Source organism: Neobacillus mesonae, assembly GCF_001636315.1.
GTDB lineage: Bacteria > Bacillota > Bacilli > Bacillales > Cytobacillaceae > Neobacillus > Neobacillus mesonae.
The window spans coordinates 4995475-5010984 of record NZ_KV440949.1 but is presented as its reverse complement, the minus strand read 5'-3'; the positions used below and the strand labels follow the sequence as shown (position 1 = coordinate 5010984).

Sequence of the window (15510 nt, the reverse complement as noted above, 5' to 3'; positions counted from 1 at the left end):
ATTTACCTTCCCTCTCAAAGCTTATATACTACTAAATAGCTCTTTAATGAAAAGCGTTCCTGATTTTTCTTCAGAAACGCACCCTTGAGTTTAAATGGAAACCTTCACAACCTAGTTATTTTGGCTTTTCCTCACGATATTCTAAAATATCACTATGCCAGGGTATAAAGCGTTTAGTGCAGCAAGGAAGAACATCCCAATTAAATATAAGATTATTATTATAACTGCACAGCCCTTAATTCGTTCTAACGAAATTACAGCTAATTCAGAATAGAGATTAGCCCTTAACATAAAAAAAGAGCACAATTCTTACTCTGAACTGCACCCTTTAGTGGAATACATGAAATATGACATCTATCATAAAAACTATATTAATTACTTTTTATATTATTTATTCGAATGAGAGATAAGACCCCGTCCAATAAAGTTTGCAGATATAGGCTTTTTCCCTACTTCCCTTGCCCAGATTGATAATTGTCCTATATGGTGAATTTCGTGTGCAATAACATGTCGTATTACCTCGCCCCAAGTGTCAGTTACAATTCTTCCATCGGGCAGGGTATCGTAAAATAGTCGATTTTCCATACCATCATCCCAGTTGCTCACAAAATTTTCCACCTCCGAACGAAATTCAGAATCCAATTTTCGAACCTGATTCAAGCTTTTATAATCATCAAAACTCCCTACAAAGTCAGGTTTACCTTGTATAAGTCGTATCCAACTCCATTCCACATCAACAATATGGAAGAGTGTATGTAGTATACAGCCTACTCCGCCAGTTCTAGTTTGTAAAAGTTCCTCTTCACTTAACTCTTCACACCACCGATACCATTCTTCTCTGACCATCCAGTTATATTGAAAAAATGTTTGCAATGAAAGCCCTCCCGTTTTACGAAGTTTTAGGAAATATGTTAAATGATTTTGAGAATAAAACAAAATTGAGATTAGTATTATTTATTCAACTAATCTTGAATATTTTCCTTCTTAAACCTGCCTTTCGTTAGTTGAAATAAAATCACTAACAAACTCCATCCTTTTGGAAGCCTGAATTATATAGAGGAATTAGAACCTTATAATCTGGATGTTTTATGGTTTGGTCACTTGAAAGTCCTTTTTATGCCCGAAAATCCTTGCAACTCAATGGCTCACATTAATGCAAAATTCTGATTTAAAGACACATATTTGAAGTAACTTAGAAATGAGCTTTGTTAATATCATTTACCCAAAGGCAAATAAACGGTAAATGTCGTACCCTGATCAGGCTCACTCATCACTTGGATGAATCCGCCGTGGGCTCTGACTAAATGATGAGCGATCGATAATCCGAGCCCCGTTCCGCCTGTATGACGCGAACGGGCCTTTTCCACGCGATAAAATCGATCGAATAGGTGGGGGAGCTCTTCGGATGGAATACCGATTCCGGTGTCTATTACTGAGACACATGTATAGACTGCATTCCGGTCCAGGGCCCTGTCTTCCATTACAACCGAAATCACTCCTCCTTCCGGTGTATAGCGAATTGCATTAGTCAACAAATTGATGAACACCTGGGTGATCCGTCTCGCGTCGGCTATCACCGTTACCGACCTCGTGTTCGAATAGAAGCGTATTTCCAGTCCATTCTCTTCTGCCTCCATTTTCACATCATCAACGACTTGTTCAAGTTTTGCCGACAGATCGAGCGGTTTGCAGTCCAATGCCAAGCGGCCCGCTTCAGCTAACGACAAGACATGAAGATCTTCCACAAGCAGACCTAAGCGAATCACTTCGTCATGGAGTCTAAGCAGCATTTCCGGAGGGATGAATTGACCTGTCTGTTGAGCATTTTCTAATTTTAGCTGCATGATGGACAGCGGAGTTCGAAGCTCATGAGCAACATCAGCTACTAACCGCCTGCGGGCATCCTCAGCTTCTCGGAGGCGAAGCGTCATATCGTTGAATGTCTGGATTACTTTACCATATTCGTCTTTTGATTGGACAGGAACATTCACGTCCAGATCTCCCTGAGCAACGCGTTCGATAGCGGTAACTAGCTTTCTAAGCGGGATCGTCAGTACCCCCGAAATCCATAAACTGAATATCAGCCCAGTTGCTATGAAAAACACCCAATTTCCAAGCCAAAATTTCTGCATCTTACCCGAAACGTAAGTCTTCAAAATCTCGATTTGTTCCCCGGGCAGTGCGTTTAAATAAGATGCATTGATTTCTTCCTTACGAAATTGATCGAACAAAGACTCCATGTATGCCTGTTTAGTTACTGCATGAGCACCGCCGATAATAAGAACGAGCAGTCCCATGGAGACAAATATTTTTTTGCGTACTGTCAACGTCATGATTGCTCACCAAATCGGTAACCGAAGCCGTATACAGTTTGAATATAACGAGGATTGGCCGGGTCGTCTCCCAGCTTACGGCGAAGATTCCGGATATGGGAATCCATTGTTCTTTCGTATCCCATATATTCATCCGTAAGCGCAGTTTTTAATAATTGCAGACGGCTGAAAACCATTCCAGGACGCGCAGCCAACGTGTACAGTATTTTGAATTCCGTTCGTGTCAGTTGGATCTCCTTACCGTCCTTGAATACCTGACATTTGGCCTCGAAAATCATCAGGTTGTCCCTTTCCAAGAACATCGGCCTGTCTTCAGGTCCGCGCATACGGCGAAGTAAAGCACGGATGCGCGATGCAAGTTCGCGCAAGCTGAATGGCTTCGTCAAATAATCGTCCGCACCGATTTCGAGACCGACGATTTTATCTGATTCATCCGATCGGGCCGTCACCATAATAATACCGCAATTCGATGTTTGCCTTATTTCACGGCATACGTCTATGCCGCTTTTTTCGGGGAGCATCCAATCAAGCACAACGAGATCAGGTCGTTCAGAACAGGCAATGGTGAGCGCTTCATTGCCAGTCCGGGCCGTCAATACTCGAAAGCCTTCACGTTGCAGATAGGTGTACATCTCCTCAAGCATGCCCGGTTCGTCCTCCACAAGTAACAATTTCGGTTCCATTCCAATCACATCCTCTTTAGTGTGCTTCCAGTGCGAGATTACACCACTTATTGAAAATTATACCGTAATTTAACATGTCCATGAAAAAATCCATATAAAAAGAGGAAGATCTGCATAAGTTCTCGACATTTATAGTTTAAACTGACTGTGAACCTGAAAACAACGAGATCGTTTCTTTAGCTAAATGGCTTGAGAGGTTGCAGAGCCTATTTAACAACAAAGAGCCCGAAGGCGAGTAAGCGTTTGTACGATCTTAAATTAAAAACCTGAATGATCTTATTTTAACGAAAGGGATGATTATAGGTGAGCAATCTATCTGTAAACCGCAATGAACCTGAAGTTGGGGGTCGCGAGGAGGAAGTAACCAATCTTTCACCGTTCGTAATCATGGCCCGTATGGTGTTTAAAGCAATGGTAAGGATATTTGCGATTTGCATTTTGATCCAAGTGTTTCTTGCCGGTCTTGCTCTGTTTTGGGATGCGGCCCAATGGACCAGCCATTTAGGCTTTGGCAAATTGCTGATCATTATTTCGATCCTAATTCTCGTGATTTCTTTTATTGCACGGCTGCCGATTTCTTTTCGATTACGTAGTGCGGGGTTAATAGGCATCATCATTTTGATAGCGGTCAGCGCCAAATTACCACATCAAATTGGATATTTATCTGCTCTTCATCCGGTACTCGCTCTGATGTTGTTTTTCGGAACTGTATCCCTCGCACGGAGGACTGATGCCCTCAAAAAAGAAAAGAAGTAAGAATCTGCGGAACAAAGCGTTTGAATTGAATTTTGATCACATCTTCGCCATGGATGGAGAGGAAAATATGCCACCCAAATTTTAATTAAAAACAACAAAGAGGAGTAATGAACAAATGAAAATGAAGCTAGTTTCATCCGTAATACTTTGTACAATTCTACTTTTACCCACTATAGCCTTTGCTGAAGTGAGCAACGGTAATATCGGATACGGATTTACCCCCGGCCGACTCTGGGCCACGATGGACGCGGTGTTGGGTTTGATCAGCGCAATCCTCGCTGGGCTGTCACTGGCTCGGTCCGCCGGTCGTTTCGGTACAGGTAGCGGGCGACGTGGGGCCATCGTGGCCATGGTGGTGGGGTTGGTCGTCATAGCCTACGCTGGAGTGCATGTGACCATATTCCCTGGAGGTCCCGGCACCGGTGACGGGCGAATCGGGGCTATCTTTGCTATAGTGTTTGGGCTGACTAGCATGGTCCTCGCTGGGTTAACTTTGGCCCGCTCCCGCCGCACCGGCTGACACTTCTTATAATGTTCTATATAGAATGTCCTTTACCCTTGTTCTCTTTATTTTTATTCCAAGACATGATCCAGCAGTTAATCCTATCGAACAGAACTCTTTGAGCCTACAAGCAAATGACTGCGAATAACGTCCGGAAAACATCTTTACATCAGTAACATTTAACCATGAACATGCACGTATACCTCAAACAGAAAGGAGAACCTCCCTTGACTGTAAACTTTCGTTATACCGCGAGAAACGTATCGACCTACGTTCTTTGGATTCTAGCTGTGTTTTATACAGTGGTTAAACTGGCGAATCAAATGTTTCCACTCTTCCCAGGCTATCATCATGTATGCTGTGACTGGGTTGGGATTTGTTGTGGCCTATCTATCAGACAGCAGCAATACGCTTGTCACTGACGCGATGGGAGTGGTCTGGCATACCAGAAGCATTGCTGAGGCGGAAGCTACTGTAGGCTTCTTTACGATGATCTTCGTGGCAGCTTTATCAACCGTGAAACTGCTTCAAAGGTTGCTAGTAACACACATCAGGTGAAACAGGATCGGGTGAAACAGCAGCCAGAGGAATCTTTTTTACGTTGAAATGCAAGACCAAACAAATCCTCATAAATGATTCAAGTTGGTCTTTTTTAACTATGAATGTATAAATTTAATAATTCATTCATGAAATATGGACTACCGGTCAGATATAGAGATCGAACAAACTTTGGATAGTCACAGAAAATAACTAGGGATGGGATGGAATGAAATGAAAGTGACAATAATAGCCATAATCCTGTGTGGTCTGTTCATCTTTCCCTTATTCGGTTTAGCACTGAGTAATGAAAGCAAGCAAGAAGAACGATTTGAATCTTCAGTCTTTTCAAAGGTGGATGCCTATATTGCTCGTGAAATGAAACGACAACGTCTCCCGGGGCTGGCTCTAGGGATTGTAAAGGGTGATCGAATTCTTTATCTTAAGGGATATGGTCATGCCGATTCATCAGGTCGTCCTGTAAGACCTGAGACACCTTTCGGAATAGGATCAATCGGCAAGTCGATTACTGCTATTGCCATTCTGCAACTTGCCGAATCAGGAAAAATTGATTTAGATGTACCTATACAGCGCTATATCCCCAACAAGTATAAAGGTGCAGAGTTCATTACTGTACGTCAGTTGCTTAATCAAACAAGTGGTTTCACCCAAATCTCAACTTTTAGCAACACGCTGGCAAGTGTCAACGATCAAGTTCAAGATGCTATAGAGAAAAACGCATTGTCTTATGCGGAAAAGTTTTTAAACCAAACCAAGCAAACAGAACATCCCTACACTTATTCGAACGCAAATTATGTAATTCTTGGCTATATTGTGCAACAAGTAACCGGACAGTCCTATGGCGACTATGTGAAGGAACATATTTTCGATCCCCTGTCTATGCATGATAGCTACGTTACGCTCAATGAAGCATCTGCACACGGACTGGCTACGCCATACCGTCGGATATTTGGATACAACGTTGCCTACAATGGCCCCTTTGTTTATATAGCAGGAGATGCGCCCGCGGGCTACATGTATTCCAGCGTGAAGGACATGAGCCATTACTTGATTGCCCAGATGAACGGCGGCCGATTTGAAGATGATTCCGTGCTCACTTCGGAAAGCATACGTCTAATGCAGACCGAACCTGTTCCGGGGACGTATGCCATGGGCTGGTCGTCAAATTACATTAACGGTTTACGGGTGATCGGTTCGCCGGGTGGCTCATTAGGCTTCCAAGCCCAAACTTTTATGGTTCCAGAACAACAACTGGGAGTTATCGTATTCTCTAACGTACTTGACGCAATCGATGCCGAATGGCCTGAAACACACGTCATTACGACTACCCACATCGCCTCAGGGGTAATAAACTTACTAAATGAACAATCGATTGAAGCATCCGGTCTAAGCATTTCACAGAAATATCTGCTTATAAATGGATTAATAATCATACTCAGCGCATGTTTATTATATACGACCGCTAGAACTGCTAAGCGCTGCCTTGGGCCGTGGAGTCCTGACAAATCTAGCCATACTGAAAGATCAATTAAAGTTATTACAAGAATTATTCAGAATTTTGCAGGTCTGTTTATTATCCTGTTGTTGAGTACGACTCAAATTGTACCGATATGGCATATGGCAACAATCTTTCAGCCTGACGTAATCCTTTGGTTGAAGATGATGACTGTTCTGATGGCACTGAAGGGAAGCATGGAAATTATTCGGTTGGTTCGTTCGATATGGCATTAAAAACATCAAGGTTGAAGTATTAGGAAAATGTGGGGAACCAGAGAGGATTTTCACTTTAAAATAGGATTCCCGCCAGTGAAATCTATTTTTTACCTAATGTGAAAAATAGATTTCACTCATTTCAATGAAAAAAAGACTAAATTCTGAAAAATGGCAGGATTTACTCCTTACTATTTTGCTTACTTTAATATTCTCCTTTAATTACAAAGTACGAACCCCGAATTGTTCCAGCAAGTTTAGACTTCTGCCTAGCAAACTTAAACTTCCCCTCTAACTCCTTTGGTACTTCCATCCCATCAGAAAGCTTAAAGCCAACAGCCCGCTTCTTAGGATCATCAACCGTGTACATGACGTTAACAGAAAGACCATCCTCATAAAAAACGTAGGCCATTTTGATATTTTCTACTTGAAAACGCGACGTTTCCAAAGGTTTGGCCGCAAACTCAATATCACGTTCTTCTTTCAAAATTCGGTTGACAAAATCAAGGGTATCCTGGCTTTCGCTAGCTGGTACAACCGTAAATTCATGCTTGTATTTGTTCATAAAGTAACGGGCTTCATTAGCACGTAAACCAGCAAGCGCATCTACTACAGGTGAAGTCTCTAAACCAACTGTGGACACATTTTTAAAATCAACGATATAGGACACTTTCATTGCTCCTTTTACTCTTTATTTCCTAGCTTCAGGAATTCATATTTCACCAAATCTTACATTTCCGCTAACACATTTTTAAGTTGTTCGCCCATATTAGCCCAACCATATTTCGCCCCATTGAACGCTTGATCTTCTTTTTCGAATCCTGTTTGTTCAAGATGTAAGTAGGTTGTTCCATCCTCTTCCTTCAATGTCCATGTGACGATTGTATTGATCGGACCGCCTACCCATGTGTAAGATAACTTATAAGGCTCTTCCACTACTAATACTTCACAATCTACAATTAAATTCCACTGCGGATTTCGGAATTGACATTTATGTCCTACGATTGGCTTAAAATCATTTTCCATGACCCATTTTGCAAGGGTATCCGAATTTGTTAATGCGTTCCACACCTTATTGATTGAGTTTGGAAACTGAAAATCTAATAATACATCTGCCATTATTTATTCCTCCGATAATAAATTTTTTAATATTGCCACTTTATCACTCCAGAATTTCTCGTAAAAGGATACCCAATCTTTGATTTCCTTTAGTGGAGCTGCATTTAGTCGGTACCTTGTTTCTCTACCAACTTTTCGGTCAACCACTAGACCAGCATCTTTTAGGATAGTCAAATGTTTAGAAACGGCAGTACGACCCATTTTAAATTGACCGGTTAATTCGTATAGAGGCAACTCCTCTGCATCTGCCAACAATTGAAGTAATTTACGTCTTGTTGGGTCAGCGATAGCTACATAAACATCTCGCTCTTGATTTTTCTCGTTCAAAATCCCCCCTCCTTATAAATTAGACACCAATTGGTGTCTTAATTATATGACACTAATTGGTGTCCAGTCAATCTTATTTTTGACAAAATGGATTTGTTTTATTCTCCCATCATCAAGTATGTAAGTTCTTTCATTATTACTGATCTACCAGTTCTTTTTAGGGGTGGCAAAATAGAATAGTATGTTAAGAAGTAAAGGGTATACTTTATATAACTCGCTGATACAAAAAAGCTAATTCGGCCGATTACCACATAAATAAGGATTCTCAATTCAAAAAAATGGATACTATAATTGAGAAAATAAATAAAGGCAATAATAAACCAAACAGACAGTATTAGTCATACCTGTTATTTGTTTAATAAATAATTCTTTTTTCTAATATGGTGTGCAAAATTCCTTTATTAGTATTTTAAATTGGAGGTAAAATAATGGATCAACACCTGAATCATGTGGAAGAACATTTTTTAGGATCTGACTTTATTCGAGATGTTGTCATTGGTATGTCAGACGGACTAACCGTACCTTTTGCATTAGCTGCTGGTTTGTCCGGTGCTGTTGATACAACAACATTGATTCTCACTGCCGGAGGTGCTGAAATTGCAGCAGGTTCAATTGCAATGGGGCTCGGCGGGTACTTGGCAGGGAAGACAGATACGGAACATTTCGAATCTGAACTTGCCCGTGAACAGCGCGAGGTAAGAGAAGTTCCGGAGCTCGAAGAAAAAGAAGTCTCCGAAATTTTCCGTAAATATGGGCTCGAAGAAGAACAAATCATATCTATTACAGAAACCATGAAAAAGAACCCTGAAAAATGGGTGGATTTTATGATGAAATTTGAATTGGGATTAGAGAAGCCTGAGCCGAGCAGAGCGAGAAAAAGTGCGATTACTATTGCTATTTCTTATATTGTCGGAGGGATAATTCCATTGTTTCCTTATTTTATTTTCCATAAACCTTCAACAGCATTAATGGTTTCTGTGATTGTTACACTTATTGCCTTGCTGATATTTGGATATATAAAAGGAAGGTTCACAGGAACTTCTCCGATGAAGAGTGCTTTTCAAACGATGATTACTGGAGGAATTGCTGCTACAGTTGCGTTTGGTCTAGCGAGAATTCTCACCTAACGGGTGAATTTTCGTAGGTGGAAATCTAAAAATACAATCTTCCCCGCCTAATGGGGGGCAATTTGTATGGAGGAAATGTATTATTTCTAGGAAGTGGCATTGATTTTCAATATGAAAAAGTTACAAAAATGACATTACTGCTCCAATCCGTTCTACTGCTTTTTGAGAACGCTAATTTTGTCCACTAACTGAAAATTGGACACAAATCACTTTTAACTCTTCAAAACAATATTGAAGTAATAAAAACTTACACTCTGTGTTTATCCTTGCTTTCCAATATGTAGGTGAGATCCAAGTCCAACCTATTTCTACATTTCGATTGACTGTATCTATATCTCCAATTCGTGTTGCGCATTTATTTTATCCATAATAAAACACCAATTTTGATCAATGTTCTGATTAAACTGGTTGAATTTGTATAACCCTTTCTTTAAATGTTGTTTGGAACATTAACAAGTTTATGATCAAGTTCACATTTCTGTCGTAAGTGATGAACGAAATGCATACTGACAAGATCGTACCACTCCTTCGCGTTTAGCCAACCAAAGCCACCATGTTTTACTTTGTAATTTGGATCTATAGTACCAACTTTAGTTTCCCAATGTCTCACTCTGTGTATTACCTGATCAAGCCTGCTCATAAGGTTTTCTATACTATCCGAATTATTTGGCGGGCTATTTAATTCGTTTGGTAACTTGATTTTAATTGGTGGGAAACCTCCATTTTTAAATAAATTCTCCCCAAACTCGGTTTTCCCAAGCAATTGCTCTTCTTTTGACGATGCACAAGTTTCCACATTGTCAAGGTACTCATGAGCAACGACGATTAAGTGATCATACATTTGACCGATAGACCAGATTCCTTCAGCTGTAATATATCTAAGTTGCTCAATAGTATAGTTTTGCAAATTGTTTTTGTATGTTTCAATCACTTTTATATCAGACAAAAAATGATCACTCCTTTATCACTGTAATACACATCAAATATTTGATCTTTGTCACCTCTTTCAGCTTCACAAATATCGTATCGAATTGTTCTGCTATTTATACCTACATATTTACATCTTTAAGCATATTTATAAATATTCGATAAATGATTAAACAATCCTCCCTATTGGTGACATAAGAAAAACTGCCTACAATGGCAGCCGTGTCTTTAGCTCTTGAACCCGTATGAAAAACTTTATTGATTAGCTGGATTTTATAGATCTTCTATAATCATAATCCTTAGGATTGCGCACGATGCTAGAAGAAAAAATTGCATTAGAATTGCAAAATGAGCCTCGATACATTTCACTAACTTATTCTTTAGCCTAAGTCACAAACTCGCTCCAGATTCTTATCATTTAAGTATCCAATAAATTATTTATTCCAATAGGCTTTTGCTTCTTCTTCAAGCACCTTTAATCTTTTATAATAATCAGGAAATTCGTTAAGATGAGCCAGTGCAATTTTACCAGTAATAATGGGATCGTCGTTTGTAACATTCGTTTGACTGGATATTTTTCCATGTTCTAGCTCTGTATTTACTCCCATCCAAAACTCATCTAAATCAAACTTGCTTTTATTAAAATTAATGCCTAAAAGCAAAGCAATTGCTGCTGCTTCCTCTTTGGTAAAAGATTTAACCCTAGTTGCAGAACGATTCTTCATATACCCTGTTGAACCTCCGGGAATTGGATATAGATATTGATTACCATAGTTATAACCGTTATTGAAGTGTTTCAAATACGGGTTATTATAGTTGTACAAAACACATCTCTCCTAAAAAGGTAGTTATTAACAATATACGTTCGTTACCTTTTTATGAGCATGTCTTCTAAACGTTCAATAAATAATGAATACAATAAAAAAACAACTTAGCAAATTGAACTAATTAAATTTGAATCTGCAGTTTAAAATAGTAAATATTTTAGGGTGTAACTAAATATACTTTTTTTTGAATTTTTATTTAATCTCATTGACGGTACATTAACTGAACTTTTTCAAGATCACTTATTAAGAGGTTAATCTCCTCTTGGCTCAACCGTATAGGCATTTGATCATATAAAGTAATGATTTGACCATCTATATCATTCCGGTGCTTTTTCAAATAATCATTAATATTTTTTAACTGTTTTTCTTTAATAGTCGATTCTGTAGTAAAATGTTTTACTTTCTGTAAAGAAAATTCGTTCATGAGTTCATCAAACTCTCCCGAAATAATGTTCCCAGTCAGCAACATGTAATCACTCCTAAACCAAAAGGTTATTTTCTGTTAGTTTAACCAAAAATGTTAAGTTAAAATTAAGACTACTGCTAGTAAGTTGAAGAATAATATTTGGCTTTATTAAAAAAGGACTTATTTAAGAATAGCGCCAATTTGTTGAATAAGCGCTTAACCATCAAGATTTTCCATTACTTTTAATAAAGTATTTTTTAGGGAAATTTTTTGAGGGGATAGAAGAAAATTTTTTTTAATAAATAAAAAAAGACCACCGTTCACGATGATCTTTACACTCGTTTTGCTCCAATATATCTTGGATGCCAGTATGGGTTGTTTGTTCTTGTAATGATAACTCCTTTTGATGAAGAAGCCATAATCATTTTACCGTACCCGATATAAATAGCAACATGTGTTGGGCTGCTTGCCTTAGATGGAGCATAGAACAATAAATCACCTATCTGCAAATTAGATGGTCGATATCCGTCTCTATAGAACATTTGGGCAGCAGTGCGATTTAATGTTCTTCCTGCTTTTCCGTAAGAATACTTCACAAGTCCTGAACAGTCAAATCCGCTTGGCGCCATACCACCCCATCGGTAAGGAACCCCGATATTAGATTTCGCGATTGAAATCGCTGCTGTATGATAATCATAAGTTGCTGCTTCAGCTTTTTCACCCTTGGCGGCAAACAAAGAGCCACAAGAAGCTAAAATGGTAAAGGCTACGATGAATTTCTTTAGCATGCTTGTTACCTCCTAGTGTGATTTGTTAATTCCAATATACTACGAGGGTATAACAGGGGTATCACAGCCAATTTACAATTCCATTACAAAGTAATTCTAATATAATAATTCATCGGAATTATATCCAAGCTTAATAAGTGTTTTTTGTTGCATTTTTTAATTAATAAGAAGCGAATAGGATTACCATAAAATACATCATAAAAAGGTACTTTAAGTTAAATCGAATTACTAAACGAGGCTCTAGTAGACTAATACAGATTGTGCTAATAAACTTTTACATTGGATATATTCACTTTTAAAAAGCAAATCGGCTTTCCAGGATCTAGCCTAGTTTAAAAATACAACAAAACAGTCTAAAACTCTCCATTCACCGAACTTTGGAAGGTTATTTGGTATGCATAAATTGAATATAGCATGAAATATTTTAAGTTTTTATTGAAAATATTGATAAACTATTTGCTGGTTTAATTGAACTGTAAAATTATATTGTCGCCCGTTTTATAAATTAGATAAGTATAAAATCAGTAATTTGGCGATACAGCTTTTCGGGATGGGTGAGATTAACCATATGGTCAGCATCCGGAATTTCTATGATTTGAGCTTTTGTGTGCTTTCGAAAGTAATTGGCAACACGAAGGTTATCGGGTGAATCCTCCTTACCTATTATCAATAATGTTTTGGCCGTCAATTCTTCCAATCTTTCAATGGCTGGTGGCTGTGGCCAAATGAATTTAACAGCAGGCCATTCAAACATTCGATTCATATGATGCCGTAGCATTTGAACCATCAAATTTCGGTGAGGACTCACCGTTACAACACGATACGATGGATCACAGAGCAAAAGCTCAATCATCTTTTCGATATCGGGGGCAGCTTCATGAATCTTCTTCATACTCTCTTCAAATTCCTTTGAATAGCTAAACCCAGATAATCCAGGCGCAAGCAAAACAAGTTTTGAAACCCTTTCAGGATATTTTAGAGCGAATTCAGTGGCAATTTGGCCACCCATTGAGTGACCGATGAGTGTTGCCTGATTGATATCTAGATGATCAAGCAGCGACAACAAATCTTCCACATGGTTGACATCTTCTAAAGGGGACGGTGATTTCCCAGTCCCACGTCCGTCAAAAGCAACGACTTTGTAGTGTTTGGCTAAAAGAGGTGCGACCAATGTCCAATTCCGTACATCCGCACCACCAGTGAGGAGAACCATAGGATGACCATTTCCATTAACTTCGTAATACAAATCCATTGAAATCCCTCCACCTATTCAATTTAATATTTTCATTTGAACGCCCAATAAGATTAACAAAAAAATAATAATTGAAATTAAGTTTTCATCCACACCCTCCCCCAATCCTTCTCATTACATATTTTACCACAACAAAGTAGTAAGCACGCTGAATTTTTGGATAAATTCCCCTTTTATTCAAACTATCTAACTTCTTTAATTAATATAGCCTCCTCCATTATTTGGCCCGCTTATTGAAGATAACAGTTTATGTTTTGTCCTATGAGTTCTTAAGATTTAAAGAAAGGGATTGCAAAAACAATCCCTTTTTTCCCACTGTACTAATTGAAGTACAACTTAAATTTTCATACTCTTAAATTTAAAAATCTTTCATTTTTAATAGGAATGTAAACTTCCACTTCCTCTTGATCATTTTTCTCAGGGTAATACACTTCAATAATATAATGTTCAGGGGTATCACGCTTATACCCTTGTTCCACAATCCATTGATCTATTCTTGAGTATAGATTAGCTATCTCTGTTATCTTTCCTTTAATCACTGCATAATGTTGTAGAATATGCTTATATTCCATTCCATCTGGTAGGTTTTCTATTTCTGAATTAACTAAAATACCTACGTAAAATGTACCCTCTAATTGATTTGGGTTTGTTGGAGGTTCATAAATAGAAACTTCAATCCCCATGTTAATAGGTATATCTTTAGCTCGTTCTAAGAAGTGTCTTGCTGCATGTGGTACTAATTTTGCATAATCCTTAAATAAACCCCTGTTTCTTGTCACTACTGCTTTGAAATCTTTTAAAACTAATTTGCCCATATAAACAACCCCTATAATAAGATTTCTGTAAACATTCACCACTAGTTATTATAACGGTTAAAGTAAATCGAGGGGTAGAAAATTCAGAAAACACGGAATTTTAAATTTATAAATCAATAAGCCTTAAAGGATATTTAGCCTTAAGATGAAAAAATAGCGCTTTTCCCTGTTGCAGGATAGCGCCATGGAAAAAATATTCTAAATCTAAAGTTCCTTTTTTCAAATACTTCCAATCAGGTAGTTCCCACTACAAATTTTTCTCCATAATTACGTAAGATTTCCCATCTTTTATAAAGCTGGAATTGGTTTCTCGTAAACCAAACTTTTTATAAAAGTCCACCTTATTCTGCCTGGCATTACACCAAATTCTTTTCACGCCGTGAATCTTCGCTTCCTCCAATACAGCTTCTAACAATTTACTTCCATATCCTTTTCCTTGTTCTTTTTGAAGAGTTGCAAATTTTCTAAATTGAGCTTCTTCATTGGCGATAAATAACGATATGACAGAAATCAGCATTTTTTCTTTAAAAAGACCAAAATGAATACCTAAATCATCATCTTCCAATTTTATATAATCAAAGGGTTTATCGGACCACATGACTTCATGCCTTATTTCCCACGCCTGTCCCTTATCTATTTTTCTAATCGTGGTTTCCATAGTTCGCTCCTTTGTTTTCTATAAACCAATATTGAACCTGTCTCCTTTTTCTTGTGAAAAAACAGCCGGCTATGGCAGACCGGCTATTCAAGGAATGCTGCTGATTATAGAAAAAGATTTTTAAGGTGCTAAAATCCCTAGTTCTAACCTTCATACTCTAGATGATCTCTAACCATCGTGGTAAAATCTATTCCCCGACTATTAAATTCCAGTACTTTATCAAACCCAAATTTCTCATAAAGGCGAATCGCTCGTTTATTAAATGTTGCGACGGTTAAACGCATCGGTGTATGGTGTTGCTCTTTAATATGGTTAATAACCAACGCTAAAAAGGCAGCTCCCTTACCTTTACCCGTTAATTCAGGCTTCATCCCGATTCCAATATCGACGTAATTTTCTTGATAGGCACCGTATTGAACACCTATCGGTACTTGTGCAGACTCACCGATACAAAAAAAGCCAACTAGTTCGCCGGTATGATTGATTACTGCATAATAAGGGTTCTCAAGTATTTCGTTTAAAGCATCGCTTGTAAATACAATGTCATAAAAATCATAAGGTGCTTCATATTTCCAGTTTAGAATTTCAGTTGCAATGGCCTCGTTCATATCTCTAATGAATAATTGATTCATGTCACCTACTCCCCTAATAACTAGTTAAAAACACTTTCCCTTTGATTCTTTTAGAAGATTCAACCACATCAATCTCAGCTTATTTTCATT

19 protein-coding genes are annotated in these 15510 nt (G+C 38.2%); 4 read left to right on the top strand and 15 right to left on the bottom strand.

Annotated features, from left to right (window positions below):
- Nucleotides 1-141: 141 nt before the first annotated feature.
- The 4 genes from A6749_RS28170 to A6749_RS23565 form a co-directional block, all read right to left on the bottom strand.
- Entirely contained in the window at nt 142-291 is a 150-nt protein-coding gene (locus A6749_RS28170; protein ID WP_127486660.1) for a DUF2975 domain-containing protein, read from the bottom strand.
- A gap of 96 nt (nt 292-387) precedes the next feature.
- Nucleotides 388-873, bottom strand: a complete 486-nt coding sequence (locus tag A6749_RS23575) for a DinB family protein (protein WP_066397784.1) — start codon at nt 871-873, stop codon at nt 388-390.
- A 341-nt stretch (nt 874-1214) separates the two neighbouring features.
- Nucleotides 1215-2333, bottom strand: a complete 1119-nt coding sequence (locus tag A6749_RS23570; protein WP_066397782.1) for a sensor histidine kinase — start codon at nt 2331-2333, stop codon at nt 1215-1217.
- On the bottom strand, nt 2330-3016 hold the full coding sequence (locus A6749_RS23565) for a response regulator transcription factor (protein ID WP_066397780.1): 687 nt from the start codon (nt 3014-3016) through the stop codon (nt 2330-2332). Before A6749_RS23565 ends, A6749_RS23570 begins: the two co-directional genes overlap by 4 nt.
- A 303-nt stretch (nt 3017-3319) precedes the next feature.
- Here A6749_RS23565 and A6749_RS23560 point away from each other — a divergent pair, with 303 nt between their 5' ends.
- The 3 genes from A6749_RS23560 (at nt 3320) to A6749_RS23550 (ending at nt 6563) form a co-directional block, all read left to right on the top strand.
- Nucleotides 3320-3772, top strand: coding sequence for a DUF6220 domain-containing protein (locus tag A6749_RS23560; protein ID WP_084797954.1), 453 nt, complete (start codon nt 3320-3322; stop codon nt 3770-3772).
- 115 nt (nt 3773-3887) lie between these two features.
- A complete protein-coding gene (locus A6749_RS29030; protein WP_066397778.1) occupies nt 3888-4292 on the top strand; it encodes a DUF6223 family protein in 405 nt (134 codons plus the stop codon).
- A gap of 753 nt (nt 4293-5045) precedes the next feature.
- Nucleotides 5046-6563: a serine hydrolase domain-containing protein gene (locus A6749_RS23550; RefSeq protein ID WP_066397775.1), complete on the top strand. Its 1518-nt coding sequence runs from the start codon at nt 5046-5048 to the stop codon at nt 6561-6563.
- Nucleotides 6564-6747: 184 nt separating this feature from the next.
- Here A6749_RS23550 and A6749_RS23545 read toward each other — a convergent pair whose 3' ends face one another.
- From A6749_RS23545 to A6749_RS23535, 3 genes are read right to left on the bottom strand one after another with little or no spacing between them, the layout of a single operon-like run.
- Nucleotides 6748-7212, bottom strand: coding sequence for a phage tail protein (locus A6749_RS23545; protein WP_066397773.1), 465 nt, complete (start codon nt 7210-7212; stop codon nt 6748-6750).
- Nucleotides 7213-7271: 59 nt separating this feature from the next.
- Entirely contained in the window at nt 7272-7661 is a 390-nt protein-coding gene (locus A6749_RS23540; RefSeq protein ID WP_066397771.1) for an SRPBCC family protein, read from the bottom strand.
- Between the two features lie 3 nt (nt 7662-7664).
- Nucleotides 7665-7988: an ArsR/SmtB family transcription factor gene (locus A6749_RS23535; RefSeq protein ID WP_066397769.1), complete on the bottom strand. Its 324-nt coding sequence runs from the start codon at nt 7986-7988 to the stop codon at nt 7665-7667.
- A gap of 428 nt (nt 7989-8416) precedes the next feature.
- Between A6749_RS23535 and A6749_RS23530 the strand changes: the two genes are divergently transcribed.
- Entirely contained in the window at nt 8417-9115 is a 699-nt protein-coding gene (locus A6749_RS23530) for a VIT1/CCC1 transporter family protein (RefSeq protein ID WP_066397767.1), read from the top strand.
- Nucleotides 9116-9545: 430 nt separating this feature from the next.
- Here the strand turns inward: A6749_RS23530 and A6749_RS23525 are convergent, their stop codons facing one another.
- From A6749_RS23525 to A6749_RS23490, 8 genes are all read right to left on the bottom strand, one after another.
- Entirely contained in the window at nt 9546-10061 is a 516-nt protein-coding gene (locus tag A6749_RS23525) for a DinB family protein (RefSeq protein WP_066397763.1), read from the bottom strand.
- Nucleotides 10062-10476: 415 nt separating this feature from the next.
- Nucleotides 10477-10866, bottom strand: coding sequence for a DUF5661 family protein (locus A6749_RS23520; RefSeq protein ID WP_201787878.1), 390 nt, complete (start codon nt 10864-10866; stop codon nt 10477-10479).
- A gap of 205 nt (nt 10867-11071) precedes the next feature.
- Nucleotides 11072-11338: a hypothetical protein gene (locus A6749_RS23515; protein ID WP_066397761.1), complete on the bottom strand. Its 267-nt coding sequence runs from the start codon at nt 11336-11338 to the stop codon at nt 11072-11074.
- Nucleotides 11339-11607: 269 nt separating this feature from the next.
- Nucleotides 11608-12063: a C40 family peptidase gene (locus A6749_RS23510; protein ID WP_066397757.1), complete on the bottom strand. Its 456-nt coding sequence runs from the start codon at nt 12061-12063 to the stop codon at nt 11608-11610.
- Nucleotides 12064-12568: 505 nt separating this feature from the next.
- Entirely contained in the window at nt 12569-13315 is a 747-nt protein-coding gene (locus A6749_RS23505; protein ID WP_066397753.1) for an alpha/beta fold hydrolase, read from the bottom strand.
- Between the two features lie 344 nt (nt 13316-13659).
- A complete protein-coding gene (locus tag A6749_RS23500; protein WP_066397744.1) occupies nt 13660-14130 on the bottom strand; it encodes a GyrI-like domain-containing protein in 471 nt (156 codons plus the stop codon).
- Between the two features lie 247 nt (nt 14131-14377).
- Entirely contained in the window at nt 14378-14788 is a 411-nt protein-coding gene (locus A6749_RS23495) for a GNAT family N-acetyltransferase (RefSeq protein WP_066397738.1), read from the bottom strand.
- A gap of 143 nt (nt 14789-14931) precedes the next feature.
- Entirely contained in the window at nt 14932-15420 is a 489-nt protein-coding gene (locus A6749_RS23490; RefSeq protein WP_066397729.1) for a GNAT family N-acetyltransferase, read from the bottom strand.
- Nucleotides 15421-15510: the final 90 nt, after the last annotated feature.